This is a genomic window from Exiguobacterium sp. B2(2022), assembly GCF_028823655.1.
GTDB lineage: Bacteria > Bacillota > Bacilli > Exiguobacteriales > Exiguobacteriaceae > Exiguobacterium > Exiguobacterium aestuarii_A.
The window spans coordinates 15,876-36,512 of sequence record NZ_JAPEHX010000008.1 but is presented as its reverse complement, the minus strand read 5'-3'; the positions used below and the strand labels follow the sequence as shown (position 1 = coordinate 36,512).

Below are 20,637 nucleotides of genomic sequence, written 5' to 3'. Positions count from 1 at the left end.
TTGCATCATTCCCATTTTTGGTCGAAATCGATTAGACTGAACGTATGAGGGGGAATGAATGTGAGTGCCTATGAACAATTTGGAGGCGAAAGCGGCGTTCAACAACTCGTTGACGCGTTTTATGACCTCGTCTATGCCGACCCGATTCTACTTCCGCTGTTTCCGGAAGACAAAGAGCGAGTGAAGCAACACCAATTCGAATTTTTGACCCAATTGCTCGGTGGTCCGAAGTTGTATTCGGAACGTCGCGGTGGTGGGAATTTAGCGATGATTCATCATGAACATCCAATTTCTGAGACACATGCCGGACATTGGCTCGGATGTATGGAGCAAGCGCTTAAGACAGTCGACGCGCCAGAATCGATCAAACGTCAGCTCTTCCAGCGACTGATCATGTCCTCTTCGAATGTCGTCCGCGTTTGCTCGCATCATTTTGAGTAGTCACAACTATAAAAAGTGGGTATGATAGGAAAGTAAGTAAAGGAGGTCGTTTCACATGACAGAAGAAGAAAAAAAAGAAGTCGTCTCATCTGAAGAAGAGGGGACAGAAGAAAAAGAAGAAACGGTAGTCCTCGCCGACGCGCTTGATGAAGCTAACGAAGCTGCTGAAGCAGAAGAAGATGAGGACGATGATGAGGATCAACCGGAAGAGAAGAACATGGATCACATCAAAGGCGTCTGTCGTTTTACAACGATCGCAAAAACTTAGTGTTCCGTGAACTTGGAAACGGCAAAGTTGAATTTGTCGGACGCTTCACGGACGAAGCATACGACGAAGAAAATGAGGCAGAAATGCGTGAACTCGGGCAACGTGAACTCGAGCGCATCCTCGCTGAACGCTTCAAATAAAAAAATCGCCGAAAAATTCGGCGATTTTTTTTAATTCTTCTTATTTCGTTTCTTTTTACGGAGTGCATATGCAACACCAGCAATCCCACCGACAACGGCAAGTCCGGCCACAACCGGAACGAGAACGCGCTTCGTCGGGATCATCTCTTTCACACGCTCATACGGTGTCGGTGTCGAGAACTCTAACTGTACGGCTGTATCGCCATGTCCATGCGCCCGTGCCTTACGTGACGCATCCGTGACGACGACACGTCCCGTCGTCCAACGACGATTGCCGTATTCGTCTACATATGGACGACGTACACGTTTCACGTCGCGTACCATCTTCCCACGCGCACGGTCTGGTCGAACGACACGCTCACTCGACCAAGAACGGCTCCCAGTCACACTGTATGCGGGTCGTACCTTACGGCGATTAAGCCAAGTATATGAATCGTTCATCTTCAATTCCCTCCCATACTGTTCAAAACCTCTCTTCTAATTATACCCATACAACATCACCCAAAACATGTGACAAATGGTTCAAAAAAAGATGTGACACCATACGGCATCACATCTTCAAGCTGAATCATTCTGTAAACGGTTTATCCTTGTGACGGCGTTTCGCCAAAATCAGGTAGTATGCCGGGACAAGCACGAGAGTCAACACAGTCGAGAATAGAATACCCGATACAATTCCAATCGCAAGCGGTTTGAAGAGCGGGTCTTCTCCAAGTGCGACCGGTAGGAGGGCAACGACTGCAGTAAGTGCTGTCAAGAGAATCGGACGAATCCGAGCACGTCCAGCTTCGTACACGGCGGTCGTGACCGGTAAGCCTTCACGAATGCGTTGTTCGATAAACTCGAACAGGACGACTGCGTTCCGGACGACGATTCCCGCAAGCGATACCATCCCCATCGATGCCATGAAACTGAACGGCGTCTGTGTCACGAACAACCCGACGACCGCTCCAGCGATTGCGAGATAAATTGTGAACAAGACAAGTAATGGCAACGAGAGTGAGTTGAACTGGAACGCGATGATCAAGTAAATCAAGAACAAGACGACGACGAACAATGTCGCAAGCTCTAAGAAGAACTCATTCTGCGTATCACTCGCCCCGGACTGGTCGAACGTGATTCCTTCATCTTCTAACCCAGACTTCGCGTCATCCAATACTTGCTCGACATCTTGCTTGAACGTATCTTCATCCATGCCCTCACTCGCATAAATTTGGAGTGTGACCGAACGTTCTCCATTCTCGCGAGGAATTTGTTGAATTTGCTCAGTCGTCGTTTCTGTCACGAACGTGCTAAGCGGTGCAACCGGTGGACCGGCTTCCGTTTCGACCGGGATTAAAATGTCATCAAGCGCAAGTGCCTCACGGTTTGCTTCCGCATCGATGACAATCTTCACGTCACGCTGTTCCACTCCGTCATCGAACGTGCCGATTGGAATCCCGTCTGTGACGAGTCGGATTTGATCACTGATGGCTTTCGCTGTGACACCCGCTTGGGCCATCTCCTCACGATTTAGTTCGTATGTGAGCGTTTGGAAGGGCTCTTTGATGTTATCGAGGACGATGGCGCCATCGATTTCTTCCAAGTCGGCCTTCACTTGGTCCCGTGCAGCGACGAGCTGATCAATCGTTTCGCTACGCATCGTGAACTCGACAGGTGCCGATGCCGGTGGTCCTTGTTGTTGCGTATCTAAGAAGATTTCTGCATCAGGATATGCCTCACGCAACTCATTCGTGTATTTATCAATCAACTCGATGGCATCGATTGATTCATTATCGACACGAACAACGACTTGCCCTGTGTTTTCACCGGACTGATCGAGTCCACCCGTGAATAGACCAGGAAGTCCACTACCTGCAAAGATCGATGTTTCAACGACCCCTTCTTCTTCTTGGAACCTTGCTTCGATTTCTTCAAGACGTGCTTCTGTCTCTTCTAAATCCGTCTGTACAGGCAACGTCACACTTGTCACGACTTCCGGACGGTTCGCCGCCGGGAAGAACTCAAACGGCGTGAGAAGAATCAATCCATATAGCGCTGTCGTGATGACGAAACCGACAATCCCGAACGTCCAAGGACGTTTCGCGACACTCGGTAACAGACGGTCGGCATAGAAGTTACTGAGACGATTGAGTGGTCCGCCGAGCCAACCCGGTTCACGCTTCGATACTTTCACTTCTTTTCGGTTCAAGCGATATTGCGCGATTGGGACTAGCGTCAAACTGATGACCATCGAGGCCAAAACAGAGAGCGCGAGCACCGTCGGCAAGGCACGGATGAAGTTTCCGTTCGCTCCAGATAGCAACGTGAGCGGAAGGAAGGCGAAGACGACCGCGAGTGTCGACGTGACAATCGAGCCCCATACTTCTTTCGTTCCCCGCACTGCTCCGAGCATCGCGGAATCACCACTACGGTACCGTCGTAAAATGTTGTCATTGACGACGATCGCGTCATCGACCAAAATCCCCAAGGCGATGATTGCTCCAATAATCGAGATCTGGTTCAAGTCGACCCCGGTGAATTGTAATGGGATCAACGCGATCAAGAATGACAGCGGGATCGCCAAACTGACGATGATTGACCCAGAGAACGTGAGACCAATCGTTGTCACGGCGATGACGGCGATGATCGCGATAATGAATTCACGCGTCAGTGACGAGAAGATTGCATCGACTGCCTTCGCCTGTTCATAATACGGAACAAGCTCAAAACCGTCCAAATCTCCAAGACCGTCTTCCACTACCTCGTTGACACGGTCTTGCATCGTTGGGATATCTAAACCTGACTCAATCGGTACAGTGATGGAAACGGCTGGTTTTCCGTCTAATGAAACGAGGTCCGTCTCACTTTTCGCCGTCTCTTCAACCGTTCCGACATCTTCTAACAAGACTGGCTCTCCATTGAACGAACCGACAATGACTTGCTCCATGTCGTTCACATTCGTCAAGTTGTCGATCGCCAGTTGATAGATGCCTTCATCGGTCGATTGGCGACCGAGTGGTGTCGTCTTATACTCTTCGTTAATTGCTGTCAACACGTCAGGGAAGGCGAGCTGCCGTGCACTGAGTTCTTCGGAGTCGAGTGAGACGACATACTCTTGCTCCGGTAGACCTTTGACGGTGACCCCTGTCACACCATCTGTTCGCAGAAGGTTCGATTCTAATTCCTCGATGTCTGCACGAACATCCTCGAATAATTCACGATCATCTGCCGTCAACAAGTATGAGGCAACCGGTAATTGACCGAGCGAGTCATTGACTGTCGGTGCGAGTGCGTTTTCTGGTAGCTTTGGTGTTGCGTCAGACAAAGCTTGGCGTACGTTCGCCTGAAACTCTGCCTGGTCAGTCCCATCTGCATACTCGACCGTAATGTTTGAGAACTCTGAAGCCGAAATCGACGTCACGTTCTCCACTCCTTCTAGACTACGTAGTTCTTCTTCTAACACGCCGGTCACACTACGTTCAACCGTTTCGGCAGTCGCACCAGGATATGGTGTTTGAACGAGTACGATATTGATTCCCGTTTCCGGAATCTCACGTTTAGGGAGCTGGAAGAACGTCAGCACACCTACGACGATTGCGACGAGAAGAAACACGATGACCAGTTTCCCTCGCTCAATCATTTTTTCAAAAAACATAAAAACCCCTCACTTTCGGAAGATGTGCAAATACACATATGATATCTCTTCTTCATCATAGAGGGGTTTCGTATTGAATTCAATCCTTAAGCGTGTTGCAATGTGCTGTCATGGAAACGTTTTTGAAATGCGTATGATAATTCGATTGACCGTTGTTTTTGCCTTGCCACCGTATGGTCGGATACGTGAACCTTGACCGATTCACCTGTCAAAAACTGAATGAGTGTCTGATTTCCGTCTTTTTTGATGGCTGTCACGTGCTGAAAATTGATCCACGCACAGTCTGGGCTCTCCTTTGCAATCGTCGGAAAGAAGACCGCGTCAGCGTGCCAATCCATCACAACAGGTGTTTTCCGATGTGGACCGAGAACGTGACGCGCAGCCTCGATTCTACCTTGAATGCTCGATCCATAGTATAAACATGCATGTTCTAATAGGTCGATGGGTGACCCTTTCACTCGCATCACGCCTTCCGGTTGATACACGAGCGTCTCCGCTTCGCCAAACTCGTTAAATACAGGAATTAAAGCTCTCGTTTCATTGGTCAATCTACTCATCTTTTCATCCCCCATAACGTATGTAATGACTTACATGTCATTCATACCAGGATTCTGCACGCCCCGCAAATCGACTTTTTGACATTTCCCATAAAAAAACCAGCCGTTTCCTGGCTGGTTTTCAAAATCAAGCGTTAGATTTTAAAGCATGATTCGGTTTGAGTCGCGGAAAATAAAATCTCACCGCAGTTCCGTCTCCTGTATTTCGAAGGGAGACTTCCCCTGTGTGAAGTGTCACAATCCGTTGGACGATAAATAACCCGAGTCCGAACTTTCCTTGTTTGCCACGAGAGAACTGATGGAATAAATCAAGGCTCTCGTCAACGGGTGGCCCATCATTAAAGATGATGATTTCCACGCCAGACTCATCTCGGTTTAAGTCAATTCGAATGCATGTCTCCGCATAACGAAGCGCATTGTCGAGAACGTTCTCAAATGCGACCCGAATCTGTTCCCCGTCCCCGAGCATCTCTCCGCCTTCTCCATTGATTTCCCAATCAAGCTGTCCTCTCAGTTTAAAGCGCGCGACAAGGAGTTCCATCAATTTATCCAGATTGATTGGTTCAAGTTTCATTTCTTGTCCTTTGAAATATTCGAGCTTCGTCACATACAGCAAGTCGACAACTTTCTTTTCAAGTCGAGATGCCTCTTCGTCAATAACTTCAGAAGACCCTTTCAAGTCTCCCGTCGGATAGATCCCGTCCCCGATCGACTGGGCATATCCACGGATGACCATAATTGGCGTTTTCAAATCATGTGAGATGTTTTGGAGTAACGCTTGTTGAGCGAGATCCTGTTCCTTCAATTCTTTGCGCATCGCATCAATCGAGTGGGCCAATTGTCCAAGTTCATCTTGTCGATCTAGCGGAAGAGCCGTCTCCCATTGGCGATTCGAAATTTTCTCGACCGCACGTTCCATCTCGACGATCGGTTTCGTCAATTGGCGAGACATGAGCAGTGCCGGGATGAGCGACAAGAGACTGATGACACCAATCAGAATTGAAATGCGCAAATACAACGTCGAGACTAATTCACGACGGTACGCATCCCAAGCGTAGGATGCTTGATAGACGATCGTACCATCGTATTCATTTTGACGAATGATGTAATAGACGTCTTCCCCGTCAATCGTCGTCTGATATCGCTCGACTTGACCACTTTGATTCAATGCTTCCTGATACATGCGATTCGTCAATTCGAGCGGTGCCGATCCGTAGATGATTCGTCCGTTCGGAAGAAAAATCAATTGGTTGACCGAACGCGACTCTTGCTGACGTCGGTCATACTCGATTGGATTTTGCGGATAATTCTCCAACTCATTCGTATTGCCCAAATAATAGTCTACATCTCGTAACGTCTCATATACTTGTTCATCAATGAACTGGGTGATAGAAGAGCGGACCGTAATCAAAATCATGAGCGCGAGGGTCACGATGATGAGAAGGATGAGTACCCATATCTTCCACATGAGACGCTTCGGCTTGATGGCGTTCATCATGGTCTGACGAGACGGTAGCCGATACCGTAAAGCGTTTCGAGCTTCGACGACTCGGTCCGAACCGAAATAATCGTTCCCCCAAACTCCTTCAAGAATCTGTTCACGCGATAAAGCCGAACCCGGATGTTCGAGGAAGAGAAGGAGTAAGTCGAATTCTTTCGAAGTCAAATCAATCTCTTCATCCCCGTGTTTGATGAGTCGTTTGTCCGGATATATTGTATACTCTCCGTACTCGATATGTTCATTCGACTTCGATCCGTAGACACGATCAATCAGTTTTTTGACGCGAATGACAAGTTCTCTCGGGAGAAATGGCTTCGCAATGTAATCATCCGATCCCATCTCAAGACCAATGATTTTGTCGATGTCCTCGTCTCGGGCTGAAATGAAGATGGTCGGTGTATTGGCATTGACGGCCTTGATTTGTTTCAGCAATTGAAAACCATCCAAGTCCGGCAGCATGATGTCAAGCACCCATAAGTCTGGCTGATCCGGGATCGCTTCTTGCGCGGATGTCCCGTCCGCGAATGAGCGAACGTTGTATCCTTCCTGTTCTAGATACGTGACGAGCATTTTATTCAAGTTTGCTTCATCGTCGACTAAGTAGATTGTATACATTCAAGTCACCTCAACACGTTTTTTCTCATCATATCAAACAATTGTCGTGAAATGATGGGAAAGGTTTAGAGTCAAAAAAAGAAGGCAACGAAATCGCACCTTCTTCAACGTACTGAATTTGTTCGTAGCTGTTGCGCCAAAAACGCTGTGCCCCCACTAATCAACGCCAACACTCCACTGATCATGATGATTTCCATGATGTCCGCCTCCCGTTGATACCGATTCTCATTATCAACTTAAATATAGCATACATCCTATTTGTTGAATACAACAAAAAAAGTCCCGATTTCACTCGGGACCCCTCGTCATTATGCCTTTACGTCGTATCCTTGCTCTTCGACTGCTTCGACCATCGCCTCGCGTGAGACAGAATCTTCGTGAATCACGTCGACCCGATGCTCTTGAAGAGATACGGTTGCTGATTCGACGCCGTTCAATTCGTTCAATGCTCCCTCAACGGCAGCCTTGCAGTGATTGCATGTCATACCTTCTACTGTTAACGTTGTTTCTTTCATGATGATGATCCTCCTTGTGTTTTTAATCGTAATGCGTTCAAGACGACAGACACCGAACTGAACGCCATCGCCGCACCGGCAATCCATGGGGCAAGTAACCCCGCTGCAGCGACCGGTATGCCAAGACTATTATAAGCGAGCGCCCAGAACAAGTTTTGACGAATGTTTTTCATCGTCAAGCGGCTCATATTCATCGCTCGACTCACGCCTTCAATATCTTGCCCTACAATTGTAACATCTGCCGCCTCGAGCGCGACATCTGTACCGCTACCGAATGCAATCCCGACGTCCGCGACTGCAAGGGCAGGAGCGTCGTTCATCCCATCCCCTACCATGGCGACACGACCTGATTGCTTCAAGTGTTCGATTTGGTCTGCCTTCTCGACCGGAAGGACTTCGGCAATGACTTGATGGTGTGGAAGGCCAAGTTCATCGGCAATCGCATAGGCGACTTCTTTTCGGTCACCCGTCAACACATACACGTCACGTGTTTGGCTAAGTGCTTGCACGACATCACGGCTTTTCGGTTTCAATTGATCTTGCAACCCGAACGCCGCGACAATCCCGCTCTTATCTGCGACATAGACCGGAGTCATCGCCCGCATCGGCCAATCTGGCAATTTGTATCCGAGCTCTTCCATCATTCGAACAGACCCGATGACAAGTACTTTTCCGTCAACGACCGCTTTGACACCACGACCCGCCAACTCTTCCACTTTCGTTACGACACCATCGCCGGCTTCTCGACCGATCGCCGCCGCCAAAGGATGCGTCGATTGGCGTTCTGCCATAACGGCACGGCGGAGCGCCATCTCATCTCCAAAACACGACGATGTTTGCTTCATTGAGTGATTCGAGTTGCCCGCCACCTTTGAACAATACACCTTGTTCTGCCGCTCGTCCCGTTCCGACCATGATCGACGTCGGTGTTGCCAAACCGAGCGCACACGGACAAGCGATGACAAGTACTGCGATTGATGCGCGAATGGCCGTATCGATATCATTTAAAAGAAATGCCCAGACGGCAAATGTGACGGCACTGATGGCTACGACAATCGGCACGAACACACCAGAGATACGGTCGGCCTGCCGTTGAATCGGTGCCTTATCCGTTTGTGCTTGCTCGACGACACGGACGATTTGAGCGAGCATCGTCTCTTTCCCGACTCGTTCTGCCCGCATGAGGATCCGGTGAGACTGGTTGATCGTACCGCCGACGACTTCAGCATCGACCGTTTTCTCGGCTGGAATCGATTCACCGGTCAACATCGATTCATCGATGACCGTCTCTCCTTCGATGATGCGTCCGTCCACCGGAATCTTCTCTCCTGGACGCACAACGAGAACGTCACCTACTTTGACGAGCTCAACGGCGACAGACCGTTCTTCTCCATCGACAAAGAGGATTGCCTCTTTCGCCTGAAGCGATAAGAGTGATTTTAACGCATCGGTCGTCTTCTCTTTCGCTCGTCCTTCTAACCATTTCCCGAGCAGGACGAGCGTGATGAGGACGGCACTCGTTTCGAAGTAGAGATGCGGATTCATCGGGTGTACAATCATTTCAAAAACAGAGTAAAAGTATGCGGCCGACGTTCCCGTCGCGACGAGCACATCCATGTTCGCCGAACCGCTCTTTAAGCTCTTATAGGCCCCTTGATAAAACTGTGCGCCAATCCAAAACTGAACGGGCGTCGCAAGAGCGAGTTGCCACCATGGGTTCATCAGCCATGGTGCATGAAATCCGAGTCCTGGTATATGCGTCAACATGACGAGGAGTAAAGGTGCCGACAACAAGGCAGAGATGATGACTTTCCGCTGTAATGGACGTAAGTCATGCGGTGACGCCATCTCCACTTTTGGTTCAGCTCCGTATCCGATTTTTTCGATTCGGGCGATCAGTTCTTCTTCTGTAATGCCTTCATCGACACGAATGGTTGCCGTCTCGAGCGGCAGGTTAACCGTCGCTTCGACACCGTCCATCTTGTTCAACACTTTTTCAATTCGTGCCGAACAAGCCGCACAGGTCATTCCTTGTATGGATAACTCAACGGTTTTCATGAAATCCCTCCTTATTTTTTGATGCGGCTGACAATCGTCATCAATTCATCAATGTAAGGTTCCATGTTTTCCGTCTCACTTGCGTGAACCAAACACTTGCGCATATGACGTTCTAACAGTTGCATCTCGACTTGCTTCAGCGCGGCCTGAATGGCTGACGTCTGTGTCAAAATATCGACACAATAGCGGTCGTTCTCGACCATCTTTTGAATCCCCCGGACTTGTCCCTCGATTCGTTTGAGACGCTTTCCGAGTGCCTCCCGCTCAGCATCATCACGCGGAACGAGTGGTTGTTCATGTAAAAATTCATCCATGTTGATCACCTCACCATTAATATACCCCTACCCCGTAACAGTGTCAAACGAAAAGGTAAAAAAGGAACGACTCGTAGTCGCCCCTCTCTACTCAACTATTTTGGAATGCCTCGCTCTTCAAGACGGTTCGTAAAATCTTACCTGTCGTATTTCGCGGAAGCTCTTCGATGATTTCAATATAAGTCGGTTGCTTATATTTCGCCAACTTTGTTTGTGTGTACGCACGAATATCCTCTTTTGTCACGTCTTCATGTTTCGTGACGACGAACGCCTTCACCGCTTCTCCTTGCTCCGCATCCGGCACACCAATCACCGCTGCTTCCACGATATCAGGATGTTGATATAGAACTTCTTCTACCTCACGAGGGTATACGTTATAACCTCCGACGATGACCATATCCTTTTTCCGGTCGACGATATAGAAATAACCGTCCTCGTCACGTCGAGCCAAATCCCCTGTATAGAGCCAGCCGTCGCGAAGCGTCATCATCGTCTCTTCCGGCAACTTGTAATACCCTTTCATGACGTTCGGTCCACGTACAATCAATTCCCCGACTTCACCGACGCCGACTTCTTCCCCTAGCTCGTCGACGACTTTGTTTTCGACATGAACGATTGAAGGTCCGATCGATCCCGCTTTTCGCTCGCCGTGAAGCGGGTTGAAGCAAGTGACCGGTGACGCCTCAGACAGACCATAGCCCTCGAGAATCTTACATTCGAACATCTGCTCAAACGACTCGAGCAGTTGGACCGGTAAGCTCGCCCCTCCCGAGACGAACACGCGGACATGTTTCAACGCGGACGTATAGGCCGGTACTTTCATCGCCGTCTGCAGCAAGAAGTTGTACATCGTCGGTACTCCCGCAAACAATGTCACACGATGCTTCGGCACCAAGTCGAATACATCTTGCGGTGAGAATTTCGGTAAGATGACAATCGTCGCCCCACGAAGAAGTGGCGCGTTGACAATGACCGTCAAACAGAATACGTGGAACATCGGTAATGCCGCCAACGCCTTGTCTTCCGGTGTGATATCCAAATACTCTCCAATCGAATGCGCATTCGAGAACAGGTTCCGGTGGGTCAATAACGCACCTTTTGGTTTTCCAGTCGTTCCACTTGTATAGAGAATGACGGCAACCTCTTCTTCATCGACTTCAATGAACGTCCCTTCCGCTTGTGCGAACGCTTCCGCGAACGGAATAAACTCAATTTCACCTTCACGCTTCAATGCCGGTACATCCGCATACGGGACAGAGATGACGAGTTTCAACTGAGGCAACTTCGAGAGTGCCGCCTCTGCCTGCGCGACGAGCGGTGACAATCCGACAATCCCTTTGACGTCCCCATCAAGCAGAATGTAGGCCATTTCATCAGGCGTGTATGTAGGGTTGATCGGAATGACGACCCCTCCACGTGACAACACGGCGAAGTACGCGATCAAGAACGCTGGACTGTTGCCGAGAACAAGGGCGACGTGATCGCCTTGTCCAATCCCTTTTTGTTCAAGCGTCGATGCCATCGCCTTGACTTGCCCATAAAACTGTCCGTAACTCACTGTGTCTTCCCCAAACACATACGCTGCTTTTTGCGGGTGAGCGGCCACCACTTCTTGTAGTGACTTGACTAAGTTTGCCATGGTAATCCCCCTTTAAATGAATGATGATTCACTTTTGAGCCATAAAAAAGAGCACGTTGTCCGCGCTCTTTTCAATTACTTCTATTGTACATGAAATGTTTCAATAAGAAAACGCTTCCAAAAAGTTCGTTTGTAAGTGATATAATCCCGTTCGGCTTTGCACGTGAACGAGCGCTTGGAGTGATTCATCATCCATGAGTAAATCATCAATCAATTTGTGATACGCCTGCTTTTTCGGTTCCGTCGTAGCTGTAATCAATAAGATGGCTTTCGCGTGAATCGTTTCACCGGTGATCGTCTTCATCTCGCATGGATTCAACAGATGAAGGAGTGAGATGCCGTCTCGTTTTGAAATTGAGATTGGGATATCAATAACAGCCACCGGCTCGGCCACGTCACTCACTCCGGACGGAATAATCGCTTCTTGATCCAGGATCACTCGTGTAAATGAAGAATCGACAATTTCTTTACGTTCCAACTCTAGCCCTATCGCCATGACAGCCCGTTCAAACGTCGCTTGTTCCGTCACCCACATCCGACTTGGATCCATCCATTCATTGAGCCTTCGATACATCGTTACTCCTCCTATTTTGATCAGCCTCTACGAAAGCGTTTGCATAAATTATGATACGCCTTATTTTTTCTAGGTGCAATCCGTAGCATCATCGTTCACGAAACTGCCAAACATCTACAATCCGGTGCTATACTTTGGAGTGAAGTATTTTAGTCAGATGTATAGATTTTTGTGTTGAGGGGGGAGAAGATTGCTCGAAAAACTTATCCATATTTTTGATTTGGACATTCAACATTCCGCTCCTGTTGAAAATTCATTTAGTTCAACTGTTTATCGGTGTGTGCAAGCTAATGGTGAGACTGTCTATATCAAAATCCCATTCTCGAAAGTGAAATTATTTCGTGAACTTGAAGCTTACCGACTTTTAAAAGCTCACATTCCAATTCCGACATTGCTAGACTTTTGGACCGGTGATGAACATTCAAGCGGTGCCCTGCTCTTGAAAGAATCAACCGGTGTACAACTTTCCGTAGATTCATCGGCCACAATCGCTTTTCAGGTGGGAGAAGTGCACGCTAAGATGCATTCCATTCCACCACCAACTAATCAAAAAATCACATATATCGAAAATGTTTTTCAAGAGTGGCCGAAATTTCTAGATCGTCAATTTTATAGTTTTGCGACAGATGCAAAGCCTTTGTTGGAGGAATCATTATATAACAAAGCCATTCATACTTTTGAAAAAATGAAACTGCAGCTCCCGGAACCTGATGGACCTAGTTTTATACATATGGATTTTAGACCAGGTAATATCCTCGTCACATCATCTGAAGTCTCAAGTTTGATTGACTTTGAAACCGTTCGTTTTGGTTCAACAGAAGTCGATTTCACTAAGATTTATCGGGACTATCTGAGTCATGACTTACAGTTATACGAAGCCTATCAAGAAGGTTACACAAGTATTCGACCATTGATCGATCTCGAACGCGTTCTTCCGTTTTATCGATTTACTGATGCTTTTAACAGTATTGGGTGGTGTAACCGTAGAGGACTTGAACAAAATATAGATTTTTATGAGAGAAACCTAGACATCCTTAAAGCAGAAATAAGTTAACCTTTCTTGAATCACATCAAAAAGGTGTTTCGGAAATTCATCCCGAAACACCTTTTTACTTTTAACTAATCAAATCAACCAATTCCTCGAGCTCAACATTTCCGAAGTAGTGCTTCAGATCGAGTTGCATCAATTGCTCGCGGATGGCCGCACGTTCGAAACGAGTCCCGACGAGCGCCTGCTCGACATCTTGGATGTCACCGACACCGAAGAAATCACCGTAAATCTTCGCCTCAGTGATCGTTCCTTTGTTGACGTTCAAGCGGACATCGATCGTCCCGATTGGGAAGCGACGTTTCGACTCGACATCAAACTTCGGCGATTTCCCAAAGTTCCAGTCCCAGTTCGCATAACGCTCTTTCGAAATATCGTGGACAATTTCCCAATCCTCGTCACGAAGCACGTAACGCTCTGGCTGCTCTCCATCGTAAATCGAATGGAGCAACGCTTCGACGAAATGTTCCATCTCCATCTCACGCTCTAAAAATTCAGTGATGTTCGCCACACGGCTACGGACCGACTTGATTCCTTTTGAACGCATTTTCTCTTCCGAGACGTTGAGCGAGTTGACGACTTCTTCAATGTTCGAGTTGAACATGAGCGTCCCGTGGCTGAACATGCGTCCGCGCGTCGTGAATTGTGCGTTCCCGCTGATTTTACGTTCACCGACCTGAATATCGTTACGGCCAGTCAGCTCCGCCTCGACACCGAGGTTACGTAACGCATCCACAATCGGTTGCGTGAACTTCTTATAGTTATTGAACGAGTTGCCATCGTCTTTTGTGATGAAGCTGAAGTTCAAGTTTCCTTCATCGTGATAGACGGCACCGCCACCAGAGAGGCGACGTACGACATCGATACCATTCTCTTCGATGTACTTCAAGTTGACCTCTTCAGACGTGTTTTGGTTTTTCCCGATGATGATCGATGGACCGTTGATATAAAACAAGAAGTAGTCTTCATGGTCTACGTTCAAATGTTTTAAGATATACTCTTCGACCGCCAAGTTAAGCTTCGGGTCGCGGATATCTGGATTAAAAATAAATTTCACAGTCTATTTCCTCCTAGTCGGATGTTCGTTACTCGTATTATACGAGACGAGACGATGACTCGACAAATCTTTTACTTCCACTCACCTGTCATCACTCGTTTCAAGGCATTCGCCACCCCATACTCGTCGTGACGTTCTGTGACGTGGTCGCTGATAGCAATCAAGTCCTCATGGCTGTTCCCCATCGCAATCCCTTTTCCAGCCACTTTGAACATCGGTACATCATTTAAGTTATCGCCAATCACGACGACTTCTGATAAATCGATGCCATAATGTTCAGCGAGCTTCGTCACACCGTTCCCTTTATCTGCGCCGTGCGCCATCACTTCAATGTTGTCATTACCTGAAGATGTGACGTACACACCTTCGACTTGTGCTTCGATTTCTTTCCAAAGCGCCGTCATTTTCTCGAGATGGCTTGAGAACGCGATGAACTTATAGACACGCCCCGCTTCCTCACGAATGAAGCTCTCGATATCGTCGACAATCTTGACGTCTTCATTGACGTAATAGCGATTCTTAAAGAATTCATACATCTCGAGCGAGCGGTCGTCACCATTCGCTTTCAAGTTTTTCATCGATGCTTCAATCAAGTCACCACGGCTCGCCACAAGTCCAGCTTCCGTGTACATCTCGTAAAAGACGTCCGCATACTTATGATCTTGATGAAGGACTTCAATGACCTGAAGTGCCTCTTCAATCGTCAAATCGATCTCATGAAGGACTTCTCCTGATGTGTCGAGCACACGTCCCCCATTCGACGATACGATTGGGCAAGAAAGACCGACCTCATCTAGAATTTGTTTCGCATTCACATAGTTGCGCCCCGTCGCAATTGCGAATCGAATGCCTGCTGCCTCTGCTTCACGAACGATTTCTGCCGTCTCGTTCGCAATCTTGGTGTGGTTGTGCAAAATCGTACCGTCCATGTCTGATACAAAAAGTTTATACGTTGCCATCTTCCATCACTCCTTTTTCTCTTTCGCTTCTAACTATAACAAAAAGAGAGGGATTCGGAACAATCCGAACCCTCCCTTCATCAAATCTCAATTTTTTTCACCCAATGCCTTCACTTGTTCCCGCACACTCTTCACACAGTCCGGCATCCCGATTCCGTCATAGGCGATCCCAGCCAGAATGACTCCAGGATATACCCGGCTCATCTCGGCACGGAGCGCTTTGACGCGGTCCGCATGAAAGACGGCATACGGCGGCAATCCGTCACGAAGTCGACTGACGACTGTCTGAATCGGATCACGGTGAATTTGCATGAGACCTCGAAGATCATGCAACGCTGTCTCGATGATTTCTTCATCGGACGCTTCCACGATGTCATCTGCCCCCGGACGACCTAAAAAGACACGGAGGACGTGATACCCTTCCGGCACGGCATGTGGCCATTTCTGGTCGATGAACGTACAAGCCGTAATCGTCACATCTGCTTCCTGACTCGTCACAAATCCTGTCCCGACGAATGGGAGCTCGATATCTTCTTCTTTAAAGACAAGCGAGCAAGTCGCCGTCGCATGCGGTTTCATATCCGCTAAAAAGTCACTGTCGACTTTCGGGAGGAACTGACGAATGAGGCGTGGTGGGACCGTCAATACGAGATGATCCGTGTCGATATCTCCACGATTCGTAAATAACCGATACCCGTCCTCACGCTCGGACACTTGTTCGACGGCACAGTTCAATACGACCTCCGTCCGTTCCAATCGTTCGGCCAGACGATCCGTGAGCGATTTGAGTCCTCGTTTTAATGAGGCAAACTGCCCTACTTTTTTCGCCCCGACCTCAGCGACCCGTTGTTCGGGACGTAGATGACGCATCCCTTCATACAAGTTCCCGTATTTCTTTTCTCCCTCGATGAACTGCGGGAATGTCGACATCGCACTCATTTGATCGATGTCCCCGGCATAGATGCCAGAGAGCAACGGTTCGATTAAGCGGTCGACAATCGGGTCCCCGACACGTTCACGAAGGTAAAGACCAAGGGAAACGTCCGAATCTGGTGCTTCTACATCAGGTGGTGTCAGTAACATTTTTTTCAAGTCTTCGTGTTCTTCTTCCGAGAGCAACGTCGTCTCACGAAACGCGTTGACGTCAAGCGGAATTCCCATCACTGTCTGCTTTGGAATTGGATGGAGTCCGTCATGATGGAGAACGTAAGCCTGTCCGACGCCGTTTCGAACGAGTTCATCACCTAAACCGACGTCTTCAATCAATTCTGTCATGGCTGTCTTTCGAAAAACGTACGAATCTGGTCCGCGCTCAACCGCAAACTCGCCCGTCTCATACGTGTCAATCTTTCCACCGAGACGGTCTGTCGCCTCGAGCAATGTGATTGATACGTCTTCCGGCAAATAACGCTCCGCATAAAAAGCGGCGGTGAGACCTGTAATCCCACCACCGACAATCGTAAAATTACGCATGATGCACGATCACGCTTTCCATTCGATCCGCGATGGCTTCGATGAAGCTTCGCTCTGCATTTGGCATAGCTGGACGTGCGTAGTGGACACCGAGGCGGTCACAGACGACTTTACATTCGACATCGTTGTCGAACAATACTTCGAGATGGTCTGCGACAAAGCCGACCGGCGTGTAGACGAACGCTTCGTAGCCATGTTTTTCATAAAGTTCAGCCGTCAAATCTTGCACGTCCGGTCCAATCCATGGATCCGGTGTGTTTCCTTCTGACTGCCAACCGACTTCAACGTTTGGTACACCTGTCGCCTGAGCAATCTTATCTGCCGTCTCCTTCAATTGATCTGGATACGGGTCGCCCCCAGCCAAAATCTTTTCAGGAAGACTATGTGCTGATACAATGAGACATGCTTTTTCAGCCGGTACAGGCAAGTTCGCGAACGTCTCTTTGATCGCCTCTGCCCACCAATTGATAAACTTCGGCTCGTCATACCATGAGTCGACCGAACGGATGTCGATGCCATACTTCGCTGCTTCTTCATGGGCACGACCGTTATATGACTTGACGCTATATGACGAGTAATGAGGTGCCAAGACGACCGATACCGCTTCTTTGATGCCGTCGTTCGCCATTTGCGCGACCGCATCTTCTACGAACGGTTCGATATGCTTCAATCCGATATACAGTTTGAACTCGATTTCACCTACATGGCGCTCATTCAAGATGTCACGAAGCGTCTCCGCTTGATCGATCGTGATTTTTGCGAGCGGAGATACGCCGCCAATCGCTTCATAGCGTTCCGTCAAATCTTGGAGCGCTTCCGGCGATGGTTTACGTCCGTACCGAATGTGCGTGTAGTAGCGTTCGATATCTTCCGGCTTGTACGGTGTCCCGTACGCCATGACAAGTAGTCCGACTGTTTTCATGATTCATTGCCTCCCATTTTTTCGCGTGAGTAATCGTGAATGAATGCCGTCAATTTGACGAGTACGGCTGGATCGACTTCTGGGAACACCCCATGTCCCAAGTTGAAGACGTATCCTGGCTGCTTCATTCCTTCATCCAAAATTTCTTTTACCTTCTCTTCGATGACCGGCCACGGTGCCAGTAAGAACGACGGGTCCAAGTTTCCTTGGACAGCCTTTGTGATTCCGCGGTCGCGCGCTTCTTGTACCGATAGACGCCAATCGAGTCCGACCACATCAAGTGGAAGGTCGTGCCATTCTTCGATTTGATGACTCGCTCCGACTCCATGCATGATGAGCGGGATGTCAAGAGAACGTAATTCTTTGAAAATACGTTCCGTCGTCGGCTTGATGTAACGCGCGTAGTCTTTACGGCTGAGCGTTCCGACCCATGAATCAAACAATTGGAACGCCTGAATGCCAGCATCCGCTTGCGCTTTCGCATACGTGATGACCATGTCGCCGAGTTTTTCCATCAATGCATTCCAGACATCCGGTTCTGCATACATGAGCGCTTTCGTGCGATGGTAGTTCCGTGATGGACCACCTTCGATCATGTAGCTCGCCAATGTGAACGGTGCCCCTGAAAAGCCGATGAGCGGTACTTCTAATCGTTCCCGAAGTAAACGAATCGTGTCGAAGACGTATGAGATATCATCTGGGTTTAACGGCTTTAAGCGTTCCACATCTTCCATCGTTCGATATGGGTTGTCGATGACCGGTCCGATTCCGCTCTTAATCTCGACATCTACCCCCATCGACGGAAGTGGCGTCATGATGTCTTTATATAGAATGGCCGCGTCGACTCCGAGTTGTTTCACCGGAAGTTCCGTGACATATGCACAAAGTTCAGGATCATGCGTGATCTCGAATAGTGACCTCGTCTTTTTAATCTCTCGATATTCCGGTTGATAGCGTCCGGCTTGGCGCATATACCATACAGGTACATAGTCTGTCGCCTCTCCTTTAAACGCTTTTAAAATAGTATCGTTCATACGTCGCGTCATTCCCCTCTAAATTTCTCCTACACTCTTTATTCTCGTGTTTGTGAACTCAAAAACATTATACAGAAATTAATTAGAATTATGCTAATGTGAAGCATTTTCATTGTGTTTTCTTTGTGTCATTTTTTTGTCGGAAATGTTCGGAAAGCCGAATTCAACTGACCGCGAATCAAATCGTCACGCTGCTTCGCCGACAATCGACGCTCACGCTCTTTAATATCTTGAATTCGCCACCCATCTTCTAGCTTGGTCGCCACTTCGACCAAACGCTCCACGTCATGGAAAGAATATTTACGTGAACCGCCTTTCGTGCGTTCAGGGAAGACGAGACCTTTTTCTTCATAATAACGGACCTGACGCTCAGAAAGTCCCGTCAACTCAGTCACGACGCCCATCCCGATTACTTTCTTCGATTTATAGTCCATTCGCCCTCGCCCTCCTTAATAAAAAAACTATGTCAGATAATCTGACAAAATGCAATCCAACATCAAATTTTCGTTTTACACTGAAGTCAACTTTTGGAAAGCACCTAAGAAAAAGGAGGGCATGAACATGGAAGACATTCTCTATTATATGGACACGCTGTATGTACTCATCGCTGCATTGCTCGTATTGACGATGCAATTAGGTTTCGGACTACTCGAGACAGGGACGCTTCGGGCGAAGAACGCCGGTCACGTCGCGGTCAAACAAATTATCAGCCTCTCTGTGGCGGCACTCGCTTTTTGGGCGGTCGGATTCGGCCTCTCATTCGGTGACGGAACGACTTGGTTTGGGACAGAAGGATTCTTCTTAAGCGGATCGTTCACAAGCCTCGATTGGGCGAACGTATCAATCGACATCAAATTCTTATTCCAGTTATCATTCGTTGCGGTATCCCTCGCCATCGCTTGGGGTGGATTTGCAGAACGGGCTAAACTTTCTGCCTACGTTCTCTTCGGTATCTTCTTCGTTGCCATCCTCTACCCAATCGTCGCACGCTCAGTATGGGCCGGCGGAATGCTCGGATCGATGGGGATGCAAGACTTCGCAGGTTCGGCGGTCGTTCACCTTCAAGGTGGGATGGCTGCTCTCATGGCGACCATCATCTTGAAACCACGTCGCAAGACGGAATCACTCGCTGGTCATAACCACGTGTTGACTGTCGTTGGCGGTCTCGTACTTTGGCTTTGCTGGTTCGGATTCAACGCCGGTTCGACGATGTCGGTCGCTGACGGATTCTTCGGTTACGTGGCGTTGACAACAATGCTCGCGACAGCAGCTGGTGCACTTGGTGCTCTTGCCATCGTCATGCTTCACCGTAAAACGGCAGACATCCCAACAATCGTCAACGGTGTTCTCGGAGCACTCGTTGCCATCACAGCAGCTTGTGCGTTCGTAGAGCCATGGGCAGCAGTCGTCATCGGTGCCCTCGCATCAATCGCAACATACGGAACGAGCATCTTGATGGCAAAATATGTGGATGACCCACTCTGCGCCTTCTCTGTACACGGGGTCGCTGGGATCATCGGGACACTCGCACTTGGCTTCTTCGCTTCTCCTCGACTCGTCGAAATTACAGGTATCGGTTCTGCCGGTCTCTTCTACGGCGGCGGATTGACACAACTCGGCGTTCAGACACTCGGCGTATTGATCGCCATGGTCATCGCCGGTGGCGGAAGCTATGCTTTCTTGAAACTCCTTGACGTCACAATCGGACTTCGTGTCACGGAAGAACAAGAAGATGTCGGTCTCGATATCGCAGAGCATGGTGTATCAGCATATGGTGAAGTCGAAGAAACAACAGAGAAACCTGGACACCTTCCGAAGATTCTCGGTTCGAGCGTATCGGTCATGTCTCCTAAGAAATAACATCAATCACGCGAGAAGGACATCC

General features: G+C 48.6%; 21 protein-coding genes and 1 pseudogene. 5 read left to right on the top strand and 17 right to left on the bottom strand.

All coding sequences use genetic code 11. The annotated features are described in order from the left end of the window. The first annotated feature begins 60 nt into the window (after positions 1-60). The 3 genes from ON063_RS02820 to ON063_RS02810 are packed head-to-tail and all read left to right on the top strand — an operon-like array spanning position 61 to position 849. Positions 61-441: a truncated hemoglobin gene (locus tag ON063_RS02820; RefSeq protein WP_214696163.1), complete on the top strand. Its 381-nt coding sequence runs from the start codon at positions 61-63 to the stop codon at positions 439-441. Positions 442-496: 55 nt separating this feature from the next. Then, the gene (locus ON063_RS02815) at positions 497-709 is read left to right on the top strand and encodes a hypothetical protein (RefSeq protein WP_274664156.1); all 213 of its coding nucleotides are present in this window, start codon (positions 497-499) and stop codon (positions 707-709) included. Beyond that, entirely contained in the window at positions 709-849 is a 141-nt protein-coding gene (locus ON063_RS02810; protein ID WP_274664155.1) for a hypothetical protein, read from the top strand. Before ON063_RS02815 ends, ON063_RS02810 begins: the two co-directional genes overlap by 1 nt. Before the next feature lie 30 nt (positions 850-879). Here the strand turns inward: ON063_RS02810 and ON063_RS02805 are convergent, their stop codons facing one another. From ON063_RS02805 to ON063_RS02755, 11 genes and pseudogenes are all read right to left on the bottom strand, one after another. Then, positions 880-1,290 (bottom strand): hypothetical protein, encoded by a 411-nt coding sequence (locus ON063_RS02805; protein ID WP_015880958.1) that lies wholly within the window; start codon positions 1,288-1,290, stop codon positions 880-882. Between the two features lie 127 nt (positions 1,291-1,417). After that, entirely contained in the window at positions 1,418-4,486 is a 3,069-nt protein-coding gene (locus ON063_RS02800) for an efflux RND transporter permease subunit (RefSeq protein ID WP_274664154.1), read from the bottom strand. 86 nt (positions 4,487-4,572) lie between these two features. Beyond that, positions 4,573-5,043 (bottom strand): competence protein ComK, encoded by a 471-nt coding sequence (locus ON063_RS02795; RefSeq protein ID WP_214747635.1) that lies wholly within the window; start codon positions 5,041-5,043, stop codon positions 4,573-4,575. 127 nt (positions 5,044-5,170) lie between these two features. Further along, positions 5,171-6,511, bottom strand: a complete 1,341-nt coding sequence (locus tag ON063_RS14845; RefSeq protein ID WP_342455006.1) for a HAMP domain-containing sensor histidine kinase — start codon at positions 6,509-6,511, stop codon at positions 5,171-5,173. 26 nt (positions 6,512-6,537) lie between these two features. Continuing rightward, positions 6,538-7,159 (bottom strand): annotated as a pseudogene (locus tag ON063_RS02785) (response regulator transcription factor). A gap of 308 nt (positions 7,160-7,467) precedes the next feature. Continuing rightward, the gene (gene copZ, locus ON063_RS02780) at positions 7,468-7,674 is read right to left on the bottom strand and encodes a copper chaperone CopZ (RefSeq protein WP_074032640.1); all 207 of its coding nucleotides are present in this window, start codon (positions 7,672-7,674) and stop codon (positions 7,468-7,470) included. Beyond that, complete coding sequence (locus ON063_RS02775) at positions 7,671-8,465, bottom strand: HAD-IC family P-type ATPase (RefSeq protein WP_446719120.1); 795 nt, start codon at positions 8,463-8,465, stop codon at positions 7,671-7,673. Before ON063_RS02775 ends, copZ begins: the two co-directional genes overlap by 4 nt. A 22-nt stretch (positions 8,466-8,487) precedes the next feature. Then, positions 8,488-9,732, bottom strand: coding sequence for a heavy metal translocating P-type ATPase (locus tag ON063_RS02770; protein WP_274664152.1), 1,245 nt, complete (start codon positions 9,730-9,732; stop codon positions 8,488-8,490). 11 nt (positions 9,733-9,743) lie between these two features. Further along, complete coding sequence (locus ON063_RS02765; RefSeq protein ID WP_214696181.1) at positions 9,744-10,046, bottom strand: metal-sensitive transcriptional regulator; 303 nt, start codon at positions 10,044-10,046, stop codon at positions 9,744-9,746. Between the two features lie 91 nt (positions 10,047-10,137). Next, complete coding sequence (locus tag ON063_RS02760) at positions 10,138-11,685, bottom strand: long-chain-fatty-acid--CoA ligase (protein WP_274664151.1); 1,548 nt, start codon at positions 11,683-11,685, stop codon at positions 10,138-10,140. A 100-nt stretch (positions 11,686-11,785) separates the two neighbouring features. Continuing rightward, positions 11,786-12,259, bottom strand: a complete 474-nt coding sequence (locus ON063_RS02755; RefSeq protein WP_274664150.1) for a PTS sugar transporter subunit IIA — start codon at positions 12,257-12,259, stop codon at positions 11,786-11,788. A gap of 190 nt (positions 12,260-12,449) precedes the next feature. Between ON063_RS02755 and ON063_RS02750 the strand changes: the two genes are divergently transcribed. Then, positions 12,450-13,313, top strand: a complete 864-nt coding sequence (locus tag ON063_RS02750; protein ID WP_274664149.1) for an aminoglycoside phosphotransferase family protein — start codon at positions 12,450-12,452, stop codon at positions 13,311-13,313. A gap of 61 nt (positions 13,314-13,374) precedes the next feature. Here ON063_RS02750 and ON063_RS02745 read toward each other — a convergent pair whose 3' ends face one another. The 6 genes from ON063_RS02745 to ON063_RS02720 form a co-directional block, all read right to left on the bottom strand. Next, positions 13,375-14,364: a lipoate--protein ligase gene (locus ON063_RS02745; protein WP_074037667.1), complete on the bottom strand. Its 990-nt coding sequence runs from the start codon at positions 14,362-14,364 to the stop codon at positions 13,375-13,377. Positions 14,365-14,435: 71 nt separating this feature from the next. Continuing rightward, positions 14,436-15,323, bottom strand: coding sequence for a Cof-type HAD-IIB family hydrolase (locus ON063_RS02740; RefSeq protein WP_214785398.1), 888 nt, complete (start codon positions 15,321-15,323; stop codon positions 14,436-14,438). A gap of 87 nt (positions 15,324-15,410) precedes the next feature. After that, positions 15,411-16,796, bottom strand: coding sequence for a protoporphyrinogen oxidase (gene hemG / locus ON063_RS02735; RefSeq protein WP_274664148.1), 1,386 nt, complete (start codon positions 16,794-16,796; stop codon positions 15,411-15,413). Beyond that, positions 16,789-17,718: a ferrochelatase gene (gene hemH, locus ON063_RS02730; RefSeq protein ID WP_214696193.1), complete on the bottom strand. Its 930-nt coding sequence runs from the start codon at positions 17,716-17,718 to the stop codon at positions 16,789-16,791. The genes hemG and hemH overlap by 8 nt, the downstream gene beginning before the upstream one ends. Next, positions 17,715-18,764 (bottom strand): uroporphyrinogen decarboxylase, encoded by a 1,050-nt coding sequence (gene hemE, locus ON063_RS02725; protein WP_074032631.1) that lies wholly within the window; start codon positions 18,762-18,764, stop codon positions 17,715-17,717. Before hemE ends, hemH begins: the two co-directional genes overlap by 4 nt. 116 nt (positions 18,765-18,880) lie before the next feature. Continuing rightward, positions 18,881-19,186, bottom strand: a complete 306-nt coding sequence (locus tag ON063_RS02720) for a MerR family transcriptional regulator (protein WP_074032630.1) — start codon at positions 19,184-19,186, stop codon at positions 18,881-18,883. A 121-nt stretch (positions 19,187-19,307) separates the two neighbouring features. On the opposite strand from ON063_RS02720, the gene ON063_RS02715 reads away from it, so the two are divergent. Beyond that, a complete protein-coding gene (locus ON063_RS02715) occupies positions 19,308-20,612 on the top strand; it encodes an ammonium transporter (protein WP_274664147.1) in 1,305 nt (434 codons plus the stop codon). Positions 20,613-20,637 lie beyond the last annotated feature (25 nt).